The sequence below is a fragment of the Allorhizocola rhizosphaerae genome (assembly GCF_003426775.1).
Classification (GTDB): domain Bacteria; phylum Actinomycetota; class Actinomycetes; order Mycobacteriales; family Micromonosporaceae; genus Allorhizocola; species Allorhizocola rhizosphaerae.
Window position 1 is genome coordinate 1 of sequence record NZ_QJUG01000213.1, and the last position, 14,383, is coordinate 14,383.

The 14,383-nt window shown below is 69.7% G+C and carries 13 protein-coding genes; 9 read left to right on the top strand and 4 right to left on the bottom strand.

Translation table 11 applies throughout. The annotated features are described in order from the left end of the window. From secD to DM816_RS32880, 4 genes are all read left to right on the top strand, one after another. Positions 1-1,293: protein translocase subunit SecD (gene secD / locus DM816_RS32865; RefSeq protein ID WP_117214371.1), on the top strand; the 1,293-nt coding region annotated here is incomplete at its 5' end. Next, a complete protein-coding gene (gene secF / locus DM816_RS32870; protein ID WP_117214372.1) occupies positions 1,290-2,456 on the top strand; it encodes a protein translocase subunit SecF in 1,167 nt (388 codons plus the stop codon). The genes secD and secF, both read left to right, overlap by 4 nt. Next, positions 2,453-2,977, top strand: a complete 525-nt coding sequence (locus DM816_RS32875; RefSeq protein WP_117214373.1) for an adenine phosphoribosyltransferase — start codon at positions 2,453-2,455, stop codon at positions 2,975-2,977. The genes secF and DM816_RS32875 overlap by 4 nt, the downstream gene beginning before the upstream one ends. 274 nt (positions 2,978-3,251) lie before the next feature. After that, entirely contained in the window at positions 3,252-5,591 is a 2,340-nt protein-coding gene (locus tag DM816_RS32880) for a RelA/SpoT family protein (RefSeq protein ID WP_425455301.1), read from the top strand. A 168-nt stretch (positions 5,592-5,759) separates the two neighbouring features. Here the strand turns inward: DM816_RS32880 and DM816_RS32885 are convergent, their stop codons facing one another. Further along, positions 5,760-6,521, bottom strand: coding sequence for an IclR family transcriptional regulator (locus tag DM816_RS32885; protein WP_246002494.1), 762 nt, complete (start codon positions 6,519-6,521; stop codon positions 5,760-5,762). A gap of 35 nt (positions 6,522-6,556) precedes the next feature. Here DM816_RS32885 and DM816_RS32890 point away from each other — a divergent pair, with 35 nt between their 5' ends. Together DM816_RS32890 and DM816_RS32895 are read left to right on the top strand one after the other, a co-directional pair. After that, complete coding sequence (locus DM816_RS32890; protein WP_246002495.1) at positions 6,557-7,219, top strand: bifunctional 4-hydroxy-2-oxoglutarate aldolase/2-dehydro-3-deoxy-phosphogluconate aldolase; 663 nt, start codon at positions 6,557-6,559, stop codon at positions 7,217-7,219. After that, positions 7,219-8,316 carry a sugar kinase gene (locus DM816_RS32895; protein ID WP_117214377.1) on the top strand — a complete coding sequence of 366 codons (1,098 nt, stop codon included), beginning with the start codon at positions 7,219-7,221 and terminating at the stop codon, positions 8,314-8,316. Before DM816_RS32890 ends, DM816_RS32895 begins: the two co-directional genes overlap by 1 nt. 202 nt (positions 8,317-8,518) lie before the next feature. Here the strand turns inward: DM816_RS32895 and DM816_RS32900 are convergent, their stop codons facing one another. After that, complete coding sequence (locus tag DM816_RS32900; protein ID WP_117214378.1) at positions 8,519-9,172, bottom strand: response regulator; 654 nt, start codon at positions 9,170-9,172, stop codon at positions 8,519-8,521. Then, a complete protein-coding gene (locus DM816_RS32905) occupies positions 9,169-10,356 on the bottom strand; it encodes a sensor histidine kinase (protein WP_117214382.1) in 1,188 nt (395 codons plus the stop codon). Before DM816_RS32905 ends, DM816_RS32900 begins: the two co-directional genes overlap by 4 nt. A 166-nt stretch (positions 10,357-10,522) precedes the next feature. Between DM816_RS32905 and DM816_RS32910 the strand changes: the two genes are divergently transcribed. Genes DM816_RS32910 through DM816_RS32920 form a run of 3 tightly spaced genes read left to right on the top strand, consistent with a single transcriptional unit; the run spans position 10,523 to position 13,379 of the window. After that, the gene (locus DM816_RS32910) at positions 10,523-10,888 is read left to right on the top strand and encodes a hypothetical protein (RefSeq protein ID WP_117214379.1); all 366 of its coding nucleotides are present in this window, start codon (positions 10,523-10,525) and stop codon (positions 10,886-10,888) included. Further along, entirely contained in the window at positions 10,885-11,313 is a 429-nt protein-coding gene (locus tag DM816_RS32915) for a DUF6220 domain-containing protein (RefSeq protein ID WP_211588958.1), read from the top strand. The genes DM816_RS32910 and DM816_RS32915 overlap by 4 nt, the downstream gene beginning before the upstream one ends. Next, the gene (locus DM816_RS32920; RefSeq protein ID WP_246002496.1) at positions 11,310-13,379 is read left to right on the top strand and encodes a multicopper oxidase family protein; all 2,070 of its coding nucleotides are present in this window, start codon (positions 11,310-11,312) and stop codon (positions 13,377-13,379) included. Before DM816_RS32915 ends, DM816_RS32920 begins: the two co-directional genes overlap by 4 nt. On the opposite strand, the gene DM816_RS32925 is transcribed toward DM816_RS32920, so the two are convergent. After that, the coding region (locus DM816_RS32925) for a M20 metallopeptidase family protein (protein WP_162908077.1) at positions 13,376-14,383 on the bottom strand (1,008 nt) is incomplete at its 5' end. The two genes, DM816_RS32920 and DM816_RS32925, sit on opposite strands and share 4 nt — an antisense overlap.

Here is a 14,383-nt window from a genome sequence, read left to right on the forward strand (position 1 = left end):
CAGACCCCCTCGCCGAGCATCTCCCCGTCGGCGAGCCCCAACGCCTCGCCGAGCCCCGGCGCCGCGGGCGCCGCCACCGAGGCGGAGGTCAGGGCGAAGGTGGGCGCGGCCGCTTGGGACGCGGCCAAGGCGCTGGCCGCCGCGCCGACAGACCAGGCGCAGATCACGGCGCTCGACCCGTTCTCCAAGTTGGACCCCGAGACCGACCTGGGCGCGCTGACCCCGGAGATGCAGTTCTACGTCCCGCAGATCACGTGCGCGATGCTCAACAAGCGGATCCCCGGCGCGATTCAAGACCCCACCAAGCGTGCGGTCGCGTGCCTGCAGGACTCGATCAAGTACTACCTGGACATCGCGAAGGTCGCGGGCACCGACATCGCCAAGGCGTCACCGCAGTTCGACCAGACCACCGGACAGCGGGTCGTGGCGATGGAGTTCACCAGCGGCGGCCAGTCCAAGTGGACGGCGCTGACGAAGGAGGCCTTCGAGAACAGCGGCGATCCCAAGTGCGAGAAGCTCGGTGACGAGGGCAAGTGCCTGGTTGCCGTGGTGCTCGACAACGCGGTGATCTCGGCGCCGGAGATCCAGGGCGTGCTCACCAGCAACTCGCAGATCACCGGCCAGTTCAGCGCGCAGGAGGCGCAGGACCTGGCCGACGGGCTCAACTTCGGCGCGCTGAATGTCAGCTTCAAGCAGGAGGAGCTCAAGAACGTCACGGCCACGCTCGGCGAGCAATACCTGCGGGCCGGTCTGCTGGCCGCGGGCATCGGCATGGCGCTGGTCATCATCTATTCGTTCTTCTACTACCGCCTGCTGGGCTCGGTCATCTTCCTGTCGCTGATCCTCTCGGCGATCCTGACCTTCGGCATGCTGGTGTTCCTTGGCCGGGAGATGGGCTTCACGCTCACCCTCGCGGGCATCGCGGGCTTCATCGTGTCACTAGGTGTCGCGGCCGACTCATTCGTCATCTATTTCGAACGGCTCAAAGACGAGATCCGTGAGGGCCGCACGCCGCGCAACGCGGTGCAGCGGGCGTGGACCCGGGCCCGCAAGACCATCATTACGGCCAACGCGATCACGCTCATGGCCGCGGTCATCCTCTACGCCATCTCGTCCGGACCGGTCGCCGGCTTCGCGTTCGCGCTGGGCCTTGCCACCGCGCTGGACCTGGTGGTGGTGTTCCTGTTCCGGTACCCCATCATGGCGCTGTTCGCCCGCACCCCCGCGTTCCTTTCCCCGCGGGTCAGCGGCCTCGGCCGCGTGCTGCGTGAAGCAAAGGAGAGCCAGGCATGAGCGGCCTCGCGAGTCGCCTCTATCGGGGCGAGGCAAACTTCAACATCGTCGGTCGGCGCAAGCTGTGGTTCCAGGTCGCGGCGGGCCTCGTGCTGGTCTCGGTGATCAGCCTGTTCGTGTTCGGCTTCAAGCTCGGCATCGAGTTCGAGGGCGGCAACGAGTTCCAGGTGCCGGTCAGCGCGGGCTCACTGCAGCAGGTGGAGACCGCGGTCGACGAGGCCGTGCGCGGGGTGGCCCCCGACATCGGCGAGATCCATGCCGGGCAGCAGATCGCCGGTGGCAGCACCGGCGCGGTGTACTCGATCCGCACGCCCACCCTCGACGAGCAGCAGACCGAAGCAGTCGTGGCTGAGGTCGCGCGGAAGCTCAACATCAGCCCCGATGCCGTGAGCGACAGCCGGGTGAGCCCGTCGTGGGGCGGCCAGATCACGCAGAACGCGCTGATCTCACTGATCGTGTTCCTCGCGGCGGTGACCACCTACCTGGCGTTCCGGTTCGAGTGGCGCATGGCCGCGGCGGCCGTCGCCTCGCTGCTGTTCGACCTCGTCGCGACGGCTGCGGTCTACGCGCTGTCCGGGTTCGAGGTCACGCCCAACACGGTGATCGGCTTCATGACGATTCTCGGTTTCGCGCTCTACGACGTCGTCGTGGTGTTCGACAAGGTGCAGGAAAACACGCGCGGCATCACCGGCAAGAGCAACGAGACCTACGCCGAGGCGACCAACCTCGCGCTCAACCAGACCTTCATGCGGTCGATCAACACCTCGCTTGTCGCGCTGCTGCCGGTCGGCGGCCTGCTGTTCATCGGCGCGGGCCTGCTCGGCGCGGGCACGCTCAAGGACCTCGGCCTGGTGCTGTTCATCGGTATGGGCGTCGCGGTCTATTCGTCGCTGTTCTTCGCCAGCCCGCTGCTGGTGTGGCTCAAGCAGATGGACCCGGTGATCCAGAACCACACCAAGCGCGTCCTGACCCGGCGCGGGCAGTTGGCCAGCAAGGCGGCGGCCGCGGCTGCGGGTGGCGGCGACGAGGTGGTGGAGAAGGAGAAGGCACCGGCCGCGCCAGCCGCGCCGAAGGCCGGCGCCAAGCCGGTGCGTGCCCAGCAGAAGCCGTCCCGGCCGGGCGGCAAGCCCGCACGCTCCGGTGGCGGAGGCAAGCGCCGGTGACGGACATCTCGAAGCTGATCTTCGATCGGGTGGTCGATGTGCACGACTTCCCGAAGGCGGGGATCATCTTCAAGGACCTGACGCCGCTGTTCGCCGACGGTGCAGCGTTCCGGAAGATTATCGATGCCATCGTCCGCGAGGCGGGCGATGGCTTCGATATGGTCGTGGGCATCGAGGCGCGCGGGTTCGTCATCGCGGCCGCGGTCGCCTATGCCGCGGGCGTCGGCGTGATACCGATCCGCAAGGCCGGCAAGCTGCCGCGTGTGGCGCACTCCACTTCGTACGCCCTAGAGTATGGCGAGGCGACGCTGGAGATCGGCGAGGACGCGCTGCAGCCCGGCCAGCGGGTGCTGGTGGTCGACGACGTGCTGGCCACCGGCGGGACCGCTGCGGCAACGCTTGACCTGGTCGAACGCGCGGGCGGGCAGGTGGTCGGGTTCACCGTGCTGCTGGAGCTCGCGTTCCTGTCCGGGCGGCAGCGCCTGTCCGGGCGTCCGGTGCATGCCCTGCTGACGGTTTAACGGTTTAGCGCTGTTCAGGCGAAGCCGTGCTCTTGCGTGGTTGGGTTCGGCTGCGGAGCGGTCCGAGGCCAGCCGCTGCCGGAAATTGCGGTTTTAATTCCGCTCAGGCGAAGCCGTGCTCTTGCCCAGCCGTTGACGGAAAATCATGGCAGAGCTGTAAACGCGCTGGCTGATCCTGGGACAGGTAGCATGGGCTATCCGAGAAGCTTAGGAGCGGCCGGTGTCTCAGGAAGTCAGTCAGGTTGCGCCCCTCGCTGAGACCGCGCAGCCCGGGGTGGCGCAGCCGCAGCAGCCCGCGGAGGAGCTCGAGGTCCGAGCCGCCCCCGGCACGGATCGCCTTGGCATGTCCATCATCGGGGCGATGCCCTCCGGGCGGCGGGTGCGGGCGCGTCTGTCGCGCTTCAACGCGCCCTGGCAGACGGCGTCGATCAGCGAGGAGTTGCAGCCGCTGATCGACGCGCACCGGGCCGCGCATCCCAAGGCCGACATCAAGCTGCTTCAGCGCGCCTATGAGACGGCCCGCCGGTGGCACGCCGGGCAGTTCCGCAAGTCCGGCGACGAATACATCACCCATCCGCTGGCGGTGGCGAGCATCCTGGCCGACCTGGGCATGGACACCACGACCCTGGTGGCCGCGCTGCTGCACGACACCATCGAGGACACCGAATACACGCTGGATCAGATCCGCGCCGACTTCGGCGAGGAGGTCGGGCTGCTGGTCGACGGCGTGACCAAGCTCGACAAGGTGAAGCTCGGCGACTCGGCCAAGGCCGAGACCATCCGCAAGATGGTCGTGTCGACCGCCAAGGACCCGCGCGTGCTCGTGGTCAAGCTGGCCGACCGGCTGCACAACATGCGCACGCTCAACTTCCTGCCGCCGCCCAAGCGCGAGCAGAAGGCGCGCGAGACGCTGGAGATCCTGGCCCCGCTGGCGCACCGGCTGGGCATGAACACGGTCAAGTGGGAGCTTGAGGACCTGTCGTTCGCCACGCTGTTTCCCAAGCGGTTCAAGGAAATCCAGCGCCTGGTGGGGGAGCACACGCCGCAGCGCGACAGCCTGCTGCGTCAGGTGTGCGAGCGGGTGGGGCAAGACCTGCGCGGCGCGAAGATCAATGCGAAGGTGAGCGGGCGGCCCAAGCACCTGTATTCGATCTACCAGAAGATGATCGTGCGGGGGCGGGACTTCAACGAGATCTACGACCTGGTGGGCGTGCGGATTTTGGTGGACACGGTCCGGGACTGCTATGCGGCGCTCGGCGTGATTCATGCGGCGTGGCAACCGGTACCAGGAAGATTCAAAGACTATATCGCCATGCCCAAGATGAACTTCTATCAATCGCTGCACACCACGGTGATCGGCCCGACCGGCAAGCCGGTCGAGATGCAGATCCGCACGCACGCGATGCACGGCACGGCGGAATATGGCATCGCCGCGCACTGGAAGTACAAGGAGGGCAAGGCCTCGACCATGGCCGGCCCGTCCACGCACATCGACGGCATGACGTGGCTTCGGCAGTTGCTCGACTGGCAGCGGGAGACCAGCGACCCGGGCGAGTTCCTCGACGCGCTGCGGCACGACCTGTCCAGCCAAGAGGTCTTCGTCTTCACTCCAAAGGGTGAAGTCATCGCGCTGCCCAACGGGTCGACGCCGGTCGACTTCGCCTACGCGGTGCACACCGAGGTCGGCCACCGTTGCATCGGCGCGCGGGTCAACAGCAAGCTCGTGCCGCTGGAGTCGACGCTGTCCAACGGCGACGTCGTCGAGATCTTCACGTCGAAGTCGGAGACGGCCGGCCCGACGCAGGACTGGCTCGGCTTCGTCAAGTCGTCGCGGGCGCGCACGAAGATCCGGCAATACTTCAACAAGGAGCGGCGCGACGAGGCCATCGACGCGGGCAAGGACATGCTGGCGCGGGCAATGCGGCGGCAAGGCCTTCCCCTGCAACGGCTTTTGACCGCCGGTGGGCTGCTCGCCATCGCACGCGAGCTGCACCTGGGCGACATCACCTCGCTTTACGCGGCCGTGGGGGAGGGTCAGGTCTCCGCGCAGGCGGTCGTGCAGCGGCTCGTGGCCGGCTACGGCGGCGAGGAGGGCGCGCTCGAAGACATCTCCGAGACCACGCTCCCGTCGCGGCCGGGGCGCACCAGCCGGCCCGGACACGACCCGGGCGTCGAGGTCAAGGGCGTGTCCAACGTCTGGATCAAGCTGGCGCGCTGCTGCACCCCGGTGCCGGGCGACACCATCTTCGGGTTCATGACCCGCTCGGGCGGGATCAGCGTGCACCGCGACGACTGCACCAACTCCGAGGAGCTGCGGGCGCAGCCCGAGCGGCTGGTCGAGGTGTCGTGGAAGCCGACGGCGGGCTCGATGTTCCTTGTCGCCATCCAGGTTGAGGCGCTCGACCGGCACAAGCTGCTGGCCGACATCACACGCGCGCTGAGCGAGGAGCGGGTCAACATCCTGTCCGCGACCGTCACGACCACCCGCGATCGGATCGCGGTGAGCCGGTTCAGCTTCGAGATGGCCGACCCGAAGCACCTGGGGCATCTGCTCAACGCCGTGCGCAACGTCGAGGGCGTGATGGACTGCTACCGCGTCACGTCGGGCGCATAGCGGGTCTCGACACAGCGTTTGAGGTCGTCGAGCAGGTGCCGGCCAAGTAGCATGCGCCGGCCCGGACCAGGAGCAGCCGTCCGGCGATTCAGCCGACGACGCCGCGCGTCATGGACTGAGCGGCCCTGTCGACACGGCATGCGTTGTCGCCCAGCTCGCGACGGCGAGTTAGGGCAGCAGGCGGGCGGCGGCTTGCAGGTGGGTGGCTTGGCGGAGCAGGTCGGCGACGATGTCGGCGGCGGTGGTGTCGCGTAGTCGAGCCAGCGGGACGGAGACGCTGATCGCGTCCACCGCGGGCCGGCGCAGCGGCACCGCGACGGCTAGGCACATGATGCCCTCGGTGTTCTCCTCGCGGTCCTCGGCCCAGCCGCGCTCGCGCACCCGGGCCAGGTCCGCGTGCAGCGCCTCGGGCGTGATGAGGGTGTGCCGGGTGAGGCTGGGCAGCGGCCAGTCGAGCAGCCGGTCGACGTCGGCGTCGGGACGCTGGGCCAGCAGCGCCTTGCCCAGCGCGGTGGCGTGCGCGGGCAGGCGGCGACCGATGGCGCTGAACAGCCGCAGTGGGTGCGCCGATTCCCGTTTGGCTATGTAAACGACGTTCGGCCCGTCGAGCCGGCCCAGGTGAACTGTCTCGCCGAACCGGTCGGCGAGCGCGTCCAGTGTCGCGTTGACCAGGCCCAGCGTGTCGTCGCTGTCCAGGTAGGCCGCGCCGACCCGGAGGGCGCGTATGCCCAAGCCGAAGCGGGTGCCGGTGGCGTCGGTCTCGACCCAGCCGCGCTGGGTCATGGTGCGCAGCAGGCCGTGCAGACTGCTCTTGGGAATGTCCAGCTCGCGGGCGAGCTCGACCAGCCCGCGCGGGCCGCCCGCGGCCAGCGCCTCCAGCAGCTCCAGGGTCCGGTCGGCGGACTTCACCGGCGGGCGCGCCTCGTTCATTGCCATTCCCTTCGTCCGCCACTATGATCACATACGTGACCGCAGTTCACCAACATGAACACGCATCCGACATCATCACGCTGCTGGCCGGTGACCGGCTGCTGCCGGTGATCGTCCTTCCCGATGCCGACCAGGCCGAGCCACTGGCTGCCGCAATCGCCGCGGGTGGGCTGCACTCGATCGAGGTGACGCTGCGCACGCCCAGCGCTCTCGACTCGATCAAACGCCTCGCGGCCGCCTCCGACCTGGTTGTCGGGGCCGGCACGGTGCTCACCCCGGAGCAGGCCGAGCGCGCCGTCGAGGCGGGCGCCCGCTACGTCGTGTGCCCCGGCTTCAGCGCCGCCGTCGTGCGCCGCTGCCAGGAGCTGGGCGTCCCGGTGTTCCCGGGCGTCGCCACCCCGACCGAAATCCAGATGGCGCTGGAGGCGGGGCTCACCACCGTGAAGTTTTTCCCCGCCGAGCAGCTCGGCGGCGCGCCGATGGTCAAGGCCCTGTCCGCCCCGTTCCCGGGCATCCGCTTCGTGCCCACCGGCGGCGTCACCACCGCCAACCTCGATGCTTACCTGTCCCTCCCGGCCGTGCTCGCCGTCGGCGGCACCTGGATGGTCGCTGCAGACCTGCTTGCTGCCGGGGACTATGCCGAGATCACCCGCCGCACCGCCGCCGCGGTCGCCGCCGCCCGAGAAGGGGGAGCCTGATGCCGATCGTCGCCCGTGCGGCCGAGGAGTGCCGCTACGACCTGGTCTCGCTCGGCGAGGTGATGCTGCGGCTGGACCCGGGCGAGGGGCGCGTGCGCACCGCCCGCTCGTTCCGCGCCTGGGAGGGCGGCGGGGAGTACAACGTGGCCCGCGGGCTGCGCCGCTGCTTCGGCATGCGCACCGCGCTGGTCAGCGCCTTCGCCGACAACGAGGTGGGGCGGCTGCTGGAGGACCTGATCCTCACCGGCGGCGTGGACATCTCGCTGGTGAAGTGGGTCCCATACGACGGCATCGGCCGCACCGTGCGCAACGGCCTCAACTTCACCGAGCGAGGCTTCGGCGTGCGCGGCGCGGTCGGCGTCTCCGACCGCGGCCACACCGCCGCGGGTCAGCTGCGCGCCGACGACGTCGACTGGGAGCACCTGTTCGGCACGCTGGGGGTGCGCTGGTTCCACACCGGAGGCATCTACGCCGCGCTGTCCGACACCACACCCGACGTGATCGAGGCGGCGATGGCCGCGGCCCGCCGCCACGGCACCGTCATCTCCTACGACCTCAATTACCGCCCGAGCCTGTGGAAGGCGATCGGCGGCAAGGCGCGGGCGCAGGAGGTCAACCGGCGACTGGCCCGCTACGTTGACGTGATGATCGGCAACGAGGAGGACTTTACCGCCAGCCTCGGCTTCGAGGTGCCCGGCACGTCCGAGGACCTGTCCGACCTGGCGGCCGAGAACTTCGAGAAGATGATCAGTCAGGTCGTGCAGGAGTACGACAATTTCAAGGTCGTCGCCACCACGCTGCGCACGGTGCGCAGTGCGACGGTCAACGATTGGGGCGCGGTGGCCTGGAGCCGGGAAGGCTTCGCCCACGCCACGCACCGCTCCGGCCTGGAGATCCTGGACAGGGTCGGCGGTGGCGACAGCTTCGCCAGCGGCCTGATCTATGGCCTGCTCACCACCGGCGACCTGGCCCGCGCGGTCGAATACGGCGCCGCCCACGGGGCGCTGGCGATGACGACGCCAGGCGATACCTCCATGGCCACCCGGGCCGAGGTCGAGGCTCTCATGTCCGGCGGCTCCGCCCGCGTGCAGCGCTGACCGGTCGCGCCGGGCGTGAACGAGTTCGGAAAGCTGGTCGAGTGCATGCTGGGTGGGGTTGGCCAGCCGGTGACGGGGACAGACGTTCCCGTGCTCGCCGGTGTGCGGTAGCACCACCCACAGCGCGGACAATGTCAGGTGCTGTCCCTGCACTTTGGCTGGGTCCTGAGGCGATGTGCATGCACACCGACATTACCCCATGTCAATGTGCGAGGCCGGTCTGGTATGCGATGACGACCAGCTGAGCCCGGTCGCGCGCGCCGAGCTTGGTCATCGCCCGGCTCACATGCGTCCGGGCGGTCGCCGGGCTGAGCACCAGCTCGGCCGCAATCTCCTCATTGGACAGTCCCTGGCCGACCAGTGCCAGGATCTCGCGCTCCCGGGTGGTCAGCACCGCGAGCCGGTCGTCGGACGCGTGCTGCGCGGTCCGCGTGGCCGTGAACTGGCGGATCAGCCGGCGGGTGATGCGCGGTGCCAGCAGCGCGTCGCCCGCCGCCACGACCCGGATGCCGTGCAGCAGCTCGGCCGGCCCGCTGTCCTTGAGCAGGAAGCCGCTCGCGCCCGCCGCCAGCGCCTCGAACACATAGGCGTCGGTGTCATAGGTGGTCAGGATCAGCACACGCACCTGCTCCAGCCCGGTAACGCCGGCGATCTGCCGCGTGGCCTCGATGCCGTCGAGCGTTGGCATGCGAATGTCCATGAGCACCACGTCGGGCCGGTGCGACCGCGCGAGCGTCACCGCCTCAGCGCCGTCGGACGCCTCACCCACGACCGTGATGTCGTCCTCGACGTCGAGCAGCATGCGAAACCCCGCGCGCACCAGCTCCTGGTCGTCGGCCAAAACCACTTTAATCATTTTGCCGGTACCAAATCGGGCCGCAGCGGAAGCAACGCCCGCACCTCAAATCCGCCTCCCGGCCGGGGACCCGCGCTCAGCCAGCCGCCAAGCAGCTCACAGCGCTCTCTCATGCCCGCGATGCCCCGCCCGCCGCCGCAGTCGGCCGCGGGCGGCGCGCCCTTGCCGTCGTCGGTGATCGCGATGCGCAGGTCGTCGCCGCTGACCCGCAACGCGATGGTCACACGGCTCGGGCCGGCATGCCGGATCACGTTGGTGATGGACTCCTGCAGGATGCGGTACGCCGCACTGTCCAATGCGGACGGAAGCTCGCCGGGCCGCTCGGGCATTTCCACGCTCACCTCCAGCCCGGCGGCCTCGGCCCGACCGACCAACTCGTCGAGCTGCTCCAGGCCGGGCGTGGGGGAGCGGTGGTCATCGGAGACATCGGTCAGCACGCCGAGCGTCGCGCGCAGCTCGCGCAGCGCCCGCGCGCTGGTCTGCTCGATGGTGCGCAGCGTGGCTCGGGCCTGCTCGGGGCGCTTGTCCAGCACGTGCGCGGTCACCCCGGCCTGCACGTTGATGATGGCGATCGCATGCGCCACCGTGTCGTGCACCTCGCGGGCGATGCGCAGCCGTTCGGCGTCGACGCGGCGCCGTGCCTCCTCCTCGCGGGTGCGCTCGGCCCGCTCGGCGCGCTCCTGGGCCTGCACGGCGAGGACCCGGCGCATGCGCACCGACTCGCCGAGCGTGATGGCCATGACCGTCGTGCCGATCCGGAACATCAGCCAGCCCAGCTCGCCCGGATTGCCAAAGTCGGCGGTGAGCAGCCATACGACGATGACGACGTGCATGCCGACGAGGGCGACGCGCACCGTGCGCGGGCCGTCGCCGTAGGCCGTGAACGTGTATGCGGCGACGAACAGCGCGAGCCAGGTCGGGCCGTCGGGATATCCGCCCAGGTAGTAGGCCATGCTCGCGGCGCCGACGACGGCCAGCACGGTCCCGGGGAACCGCCGGCGCAGCACGAGCACCAGGCCGCTGCCGGCCAGCAGCGCGCCGGTCACGGCGTGATCGGTGAAGCTCAGCGGGACACCCTCTTTGAGCAGCACCTGGCGCGTGCCCTGCACCTGCATGAGCGCGACGAACACGGCCAATGCCGCGTCCTGCACTACCGTGGGCACCCGTCGGCGGAACAAAAACATGTGCTTGATCGTATCCACTGCTCAGGCGGGACCGAATCCGTCGGCGAACGTACGCCGCTACGTCCACGGGCGTATGCGTTGCGGCAGAACAACGCATCCGTGATCGTATGGCGGTGCCGCTCGCTGGGCGACGACACCGGCACGGATTCGGCCGAAGATCGGACTCATGATTTTTGTGGAAGTGTTTTCGCCGCGCGGCGCCCTGAGCCCGCAGGAGCGCTGGCAGCTCGCCGAGCGGCTGATGACCGACGTGAGCTTCGAGGACCCGGCACTGCCGATGGCGATGGAGACCGCGATCGGCAACGCCGAGGTCATCGTGCACGAGCCCGAGGCCTGGACGGTCGGCGGACGGCCGGACGAGCGGCCGCGGTTCCTGGTGCGGGTCAGTGTGCCCGAGGAGTGGCGCGAGGACATCAGCCGGTATCTCGGCGCCCGGCTGACCCGGGTGCTGCGCGGGGCGCCTGGTTCGAGCGCGGACGTGACGATCCAGGTGTTCGGCGTCGCGGGCCAGCTGCCGGTGGGTGCCCGATGATGATTCGGCGGATCTATGTCGGGTTGGTGGGCCTGTTGCTCGCCTCCGGTGCGCTGCAGTTCTACTTCGCGGCGGTCGGCGCCTTCACCCGGCCGCAAACCGATGACTCCTACGCGCTGCACGCCACGAACGGGCGGATCGTCTTCCCGGTGCTGGCGATCCTCGCGACCATCGCGGCCGCGCTGGCCAAGGCGCCCGGCAAACTGGTCGCGTTCACGCTCGCGCCGCTCGGCCTGCTCGTCGTGCAGGTGCTCATCATCGTGCTGGGCAACATCATCGGCGGCTCGACCGAGCAGCGCACCACCGCGGTGTCGCTTGCCATCCTGGGCCTGCATGCCGTCAATGGCGCGTTCATCCTGGACGTGACCGGCAAGGTCATGAAGCGTGCACGGGATCACCTCTCCGCTGCGAGCGCGGCGAAATGACGGCACAGCAACTGATCGCGGCCGACCTCCTGCTCGTCGTGCTGAGCGCGGCGGGATGGCTGGGCGCGGGCGTGGCGGCGGCCATGCGGCGCGGGACATTGACCCGCGTCGCGGCTGCCGCCGCGGCGGTGCTCACCCTTGCCCGGGTGGGTGTCGTGGTCGCGCTTGGCGGGTACGGCTGGTGGTTCGTGCAGGAGAAGGTGATCGTCGCCCTGCCGTTGGTGGCCGTCGCGGCTGCGGCGCTGCTGATCTCCCGCGCGGTGGGGATGATGGTGATCGGCGTCGCGTCGGCGGCCGGGCTCCTCGTGGGCTATCCGGCGGACGTGTCCGACGCGCTGCTCGCGGTCGCGGTGGTGGCAATCGCGAGCCTGCTCGCCCGGCGCATTGTCGAGCCTGCTACGCCCGGCGCCCCTTCGCCCGGCGCCCCTTCGCCGGGCGCCCCTTCGCGTGGCGGCGCTTCGCCCGTCGCCGTCTCGGTTGGCATCTTCCCGGCCGGCCCCGCCTCGCCCGACACTGAATCGGCCAGGGGCGAATCGGCCGCCACTGAATCCGTCGGCGGCGAATCGGCTGGCGGCGAATCGGCTGATACTGCTTCGGCCGGCGGTGAATCGACCGGTCCTCTCAAGGTCGGAAGCATGTCGCTTGGCGGTCCCGTGGGCGGCAGCCGGTTCCTCGCGGGCGGTGTGGCTCTGGCTGCGGTGGCAGCGTTCGCCGGGGTGGGCCTGGCCTTCGTGCCGCCACCGGAGCTCGATGCGGGCGGCGGTCCAGTGAGGACGGACGGGGTCAGTGTGCCCGTGACACAGCTGCGCGGGCCCGACGCTCCGGCCCCCGGTGGCACCGTCCGCCGTTATGATCTGGCGGCCCGGCAGGCCAGCGTGACGCTCGCCTCCGGGCGGCAGGTCTCGGCGTGGACCTACAACGGGCAGGTGCCCGGGCCCGCGCTCACCGCCACCGAAGGCGACCTGGTCGAGGTGCGACTGACCAATGTGGACATTCCCGATGGCGTGACACTGCACTGGCACGGGTATGACGTGGCCAATGCGGAGGACGGCGCGCCGGGCGTGACGCAGGACGCCGTGCTGCCCGGGCAGGAGCACCTCTATCGATTCCTGGCCGATCAGGTGGGCACGTATTGGTACCACACTCATCAGGTTTCAGATCTCGGCGTCCGTCTCGGGCTGTATGGCGCGCTGATCGTGCGGCCCGCCACGAGCGCACCCGGTCTCGACCTGACTGTGCCGGTGCACACGCTCGATGGAACTGTCGTGATTGGACTTGACGATGGTGTCGAGGCGCGGCAGGTCGCACCCGGCACGCCCGTGCGCCTGCGCCTGATCAACACGGACAGCACACCGCACCGGTTCACCCTGGCGGGCACGGCCTTCGCGCTCGCCGCCGTGGACGGCAACGACCTGCGCGGGCCGGGCGAACTGCGCGAGACCGCGCTGTCGCTCGCGGCGGGCGGGCGCTACGACCTGACCTTCACCATGCCGTCCGGCCCGGTGGCCCTGCTGGTGGACGACGATCCGGGGGTCGGGTTGCGGCTCGCGCCCGCTGCCGAACAACTGACCGTCGACACGTCGGGCTGGCCCGAGCTCGACCTGACGACCTACGGCACGGCGGCGGAACCCCCACTGCGCGGGCCGTTCGACCGGGACTTCACGCTCGTCCTGGACCGCGGATTCGCTTTGGTCGACGGCGTACCGGCATATGCACAGACCATCAACGGGCGGGCCTTTCCCAAGGTGCCCACCCAGCATGTCCGCCTCGGTGACCTGGTGCGCCTCACCGTCGTCAACCGCAGCATGGAGACGCACCCGTGGCACCTGCACGGGCACCGGGTGCTGGTGCTCGCCAAGGACGGCAGGGCGGTCTCGGGCAGTCCACTGTGGATGGACAGTGTCGACGTGCGGCCCGGTGAGGTGTGGCAGCTCGCCCTGCGCGCCGACAACCCCGGCGTGTGGATGAACCACTGCCACAACCTCGCCCACGCCGACCAGGGCATGTCGATGCACCTGGCCTACGAGGCAGTGACCACCCCGTTCCACGGCGGGCACGGCGGTTAGAGTTTGTGAAGGCGGTCCAACAGCAGGCCGGTCATGGTGCGCACGCCCACCCCGATCGCGCGGTCGTCGGCGGCGAAACCGGGGGAGTGGGGCATCCCGTCGACGCCCACGCCGAGGTAGAACATGGCTCCCGGCACGTGGCGCAGGAACAGCGCAAAGTCCTCGCCGTTGAACGGGAACGACGCGTGCAGCACCGTGACCGGGCCGAGCCCGGGGACGCCGCGCATGTAGGCGGCCGCGGCCTCGCTCAGCGAAGGCGAGCACACCATCGCGGGAAAAGGCTCCGGCGCGAACTCGACCCGCGCGCCGTCGACGGACCCCGCGAGCCGGCGGATGTCGTCGCGCAGCTCGTGATATCGCTCGTCGGGCCATGCCTTGAACCAGAACCGCACTCGCGTCCCTTGCGGGCGCGGCTCAAGCACACCGCCGCCGACCACGAACCGCGACAGCGGTCCGTCAGGTGTGAGGGAATCGTGCAGCATCCGGGCGATGTCTTCAGGATTTTGGGGGTACGGGACGGTGGCCCACCCATCGATCGTCGCCTTCAGCCGTCTGGCGTGCTCCACGGCATCGGGCCCGGACAGGTCGATGTGCCCGGTGTCCAGGCCGGGAAGCCCGAAGCCGGGCATGACCGCGAACTCGCCCACCGGCAGCGGAGCGCTGTGCAGGGCATAAAACTCCTGCGGCGCAACGGGTTCGAGCACGCCGGACGCGATCATCGCCCGCGCGCCTTCGAGCGTCTCCTCGGCCGGCTGGAACACCAGCATCACCCGCCCACTGAACCGGTCTCGCAGCCGCGCGAGCACCTGCCCGACCCCGACCCCGATCGCCGTGTGCACGTCGTGGCCGCACAGGTGGGCCGGACCGGCATCGCCGGGCACCGCGTCCATGTCGGCGCGATAGGCGACAGCCGGGCCGTGCCTCTCGGCCGCGGGCGTCTCGCCTCGGCCTCCCGCCCGCCGCTGCGGCCGCGAGGCCGCTTGGCCTCCGCTAGCGTCTGCCCG

Excerpts from the sequence above, each read along its gene's own strand:
- secF (WP_117214372.1), top strand. The coding sequence starts at position 1,290 with ATGAGCGGCCTCGCGAGTCGCCTCTATCGGGGCGAGGCAAACTTCAAC.
- DM816_RS32885 (WP_246002494.1), bottom strand. The coding sequence starts at position 6,521 with ATGAACGAGGCGCGCCCGCCGGTGAAGTCCGCCGACCGGACCCTGGAG.
- DM816_RS32895 (WP_117214377.1), top strand. The coding sequence starts at position 7,219 with ATGCCGATCGTCGCCCGTGCGGCCGAGGAGTGCCGCTACGACCTGGTC.
- DM816_RS32900 (WP_117214378.1), bottom strand. The coding sequence starts at position 9,172 with ATGATTAAAGTGGTTTTGGCCGACGACCAGGAGCTGGTGCGCGCGGGG.
- DM816_RS32905 (WP_117214382.1), bottom strand. The coding sequence starts at position 10,356 with ATGTTTTTGTTCCGCCGACGGGTGCCCACGGTAGTGCAGGACGCGGCA.
- DM816_RS32910 (WP_117214379.1), top strand. The coding sequence starts at position 10,523 with ATGATTTTTGTGGAAGTGTTTTCGCCGCGCGGCGCCCTGAGCCCGCAG.
- DM816_RS32915 (WP_211588958.1), top strand. The coding sequence starts at position 10,885 with ATGATGATTCGGCGGATCTATGTCGGGTTGGTGGGCCTGTTGCTCGCC.
- DM816_RS32920 (WP_246002496.1), top strand. The coding sequence starts at position 11,310 with ATGACGGCACAGCAACTGATCGCGGCCGACCTCCTGCTCGTCGTGCTG.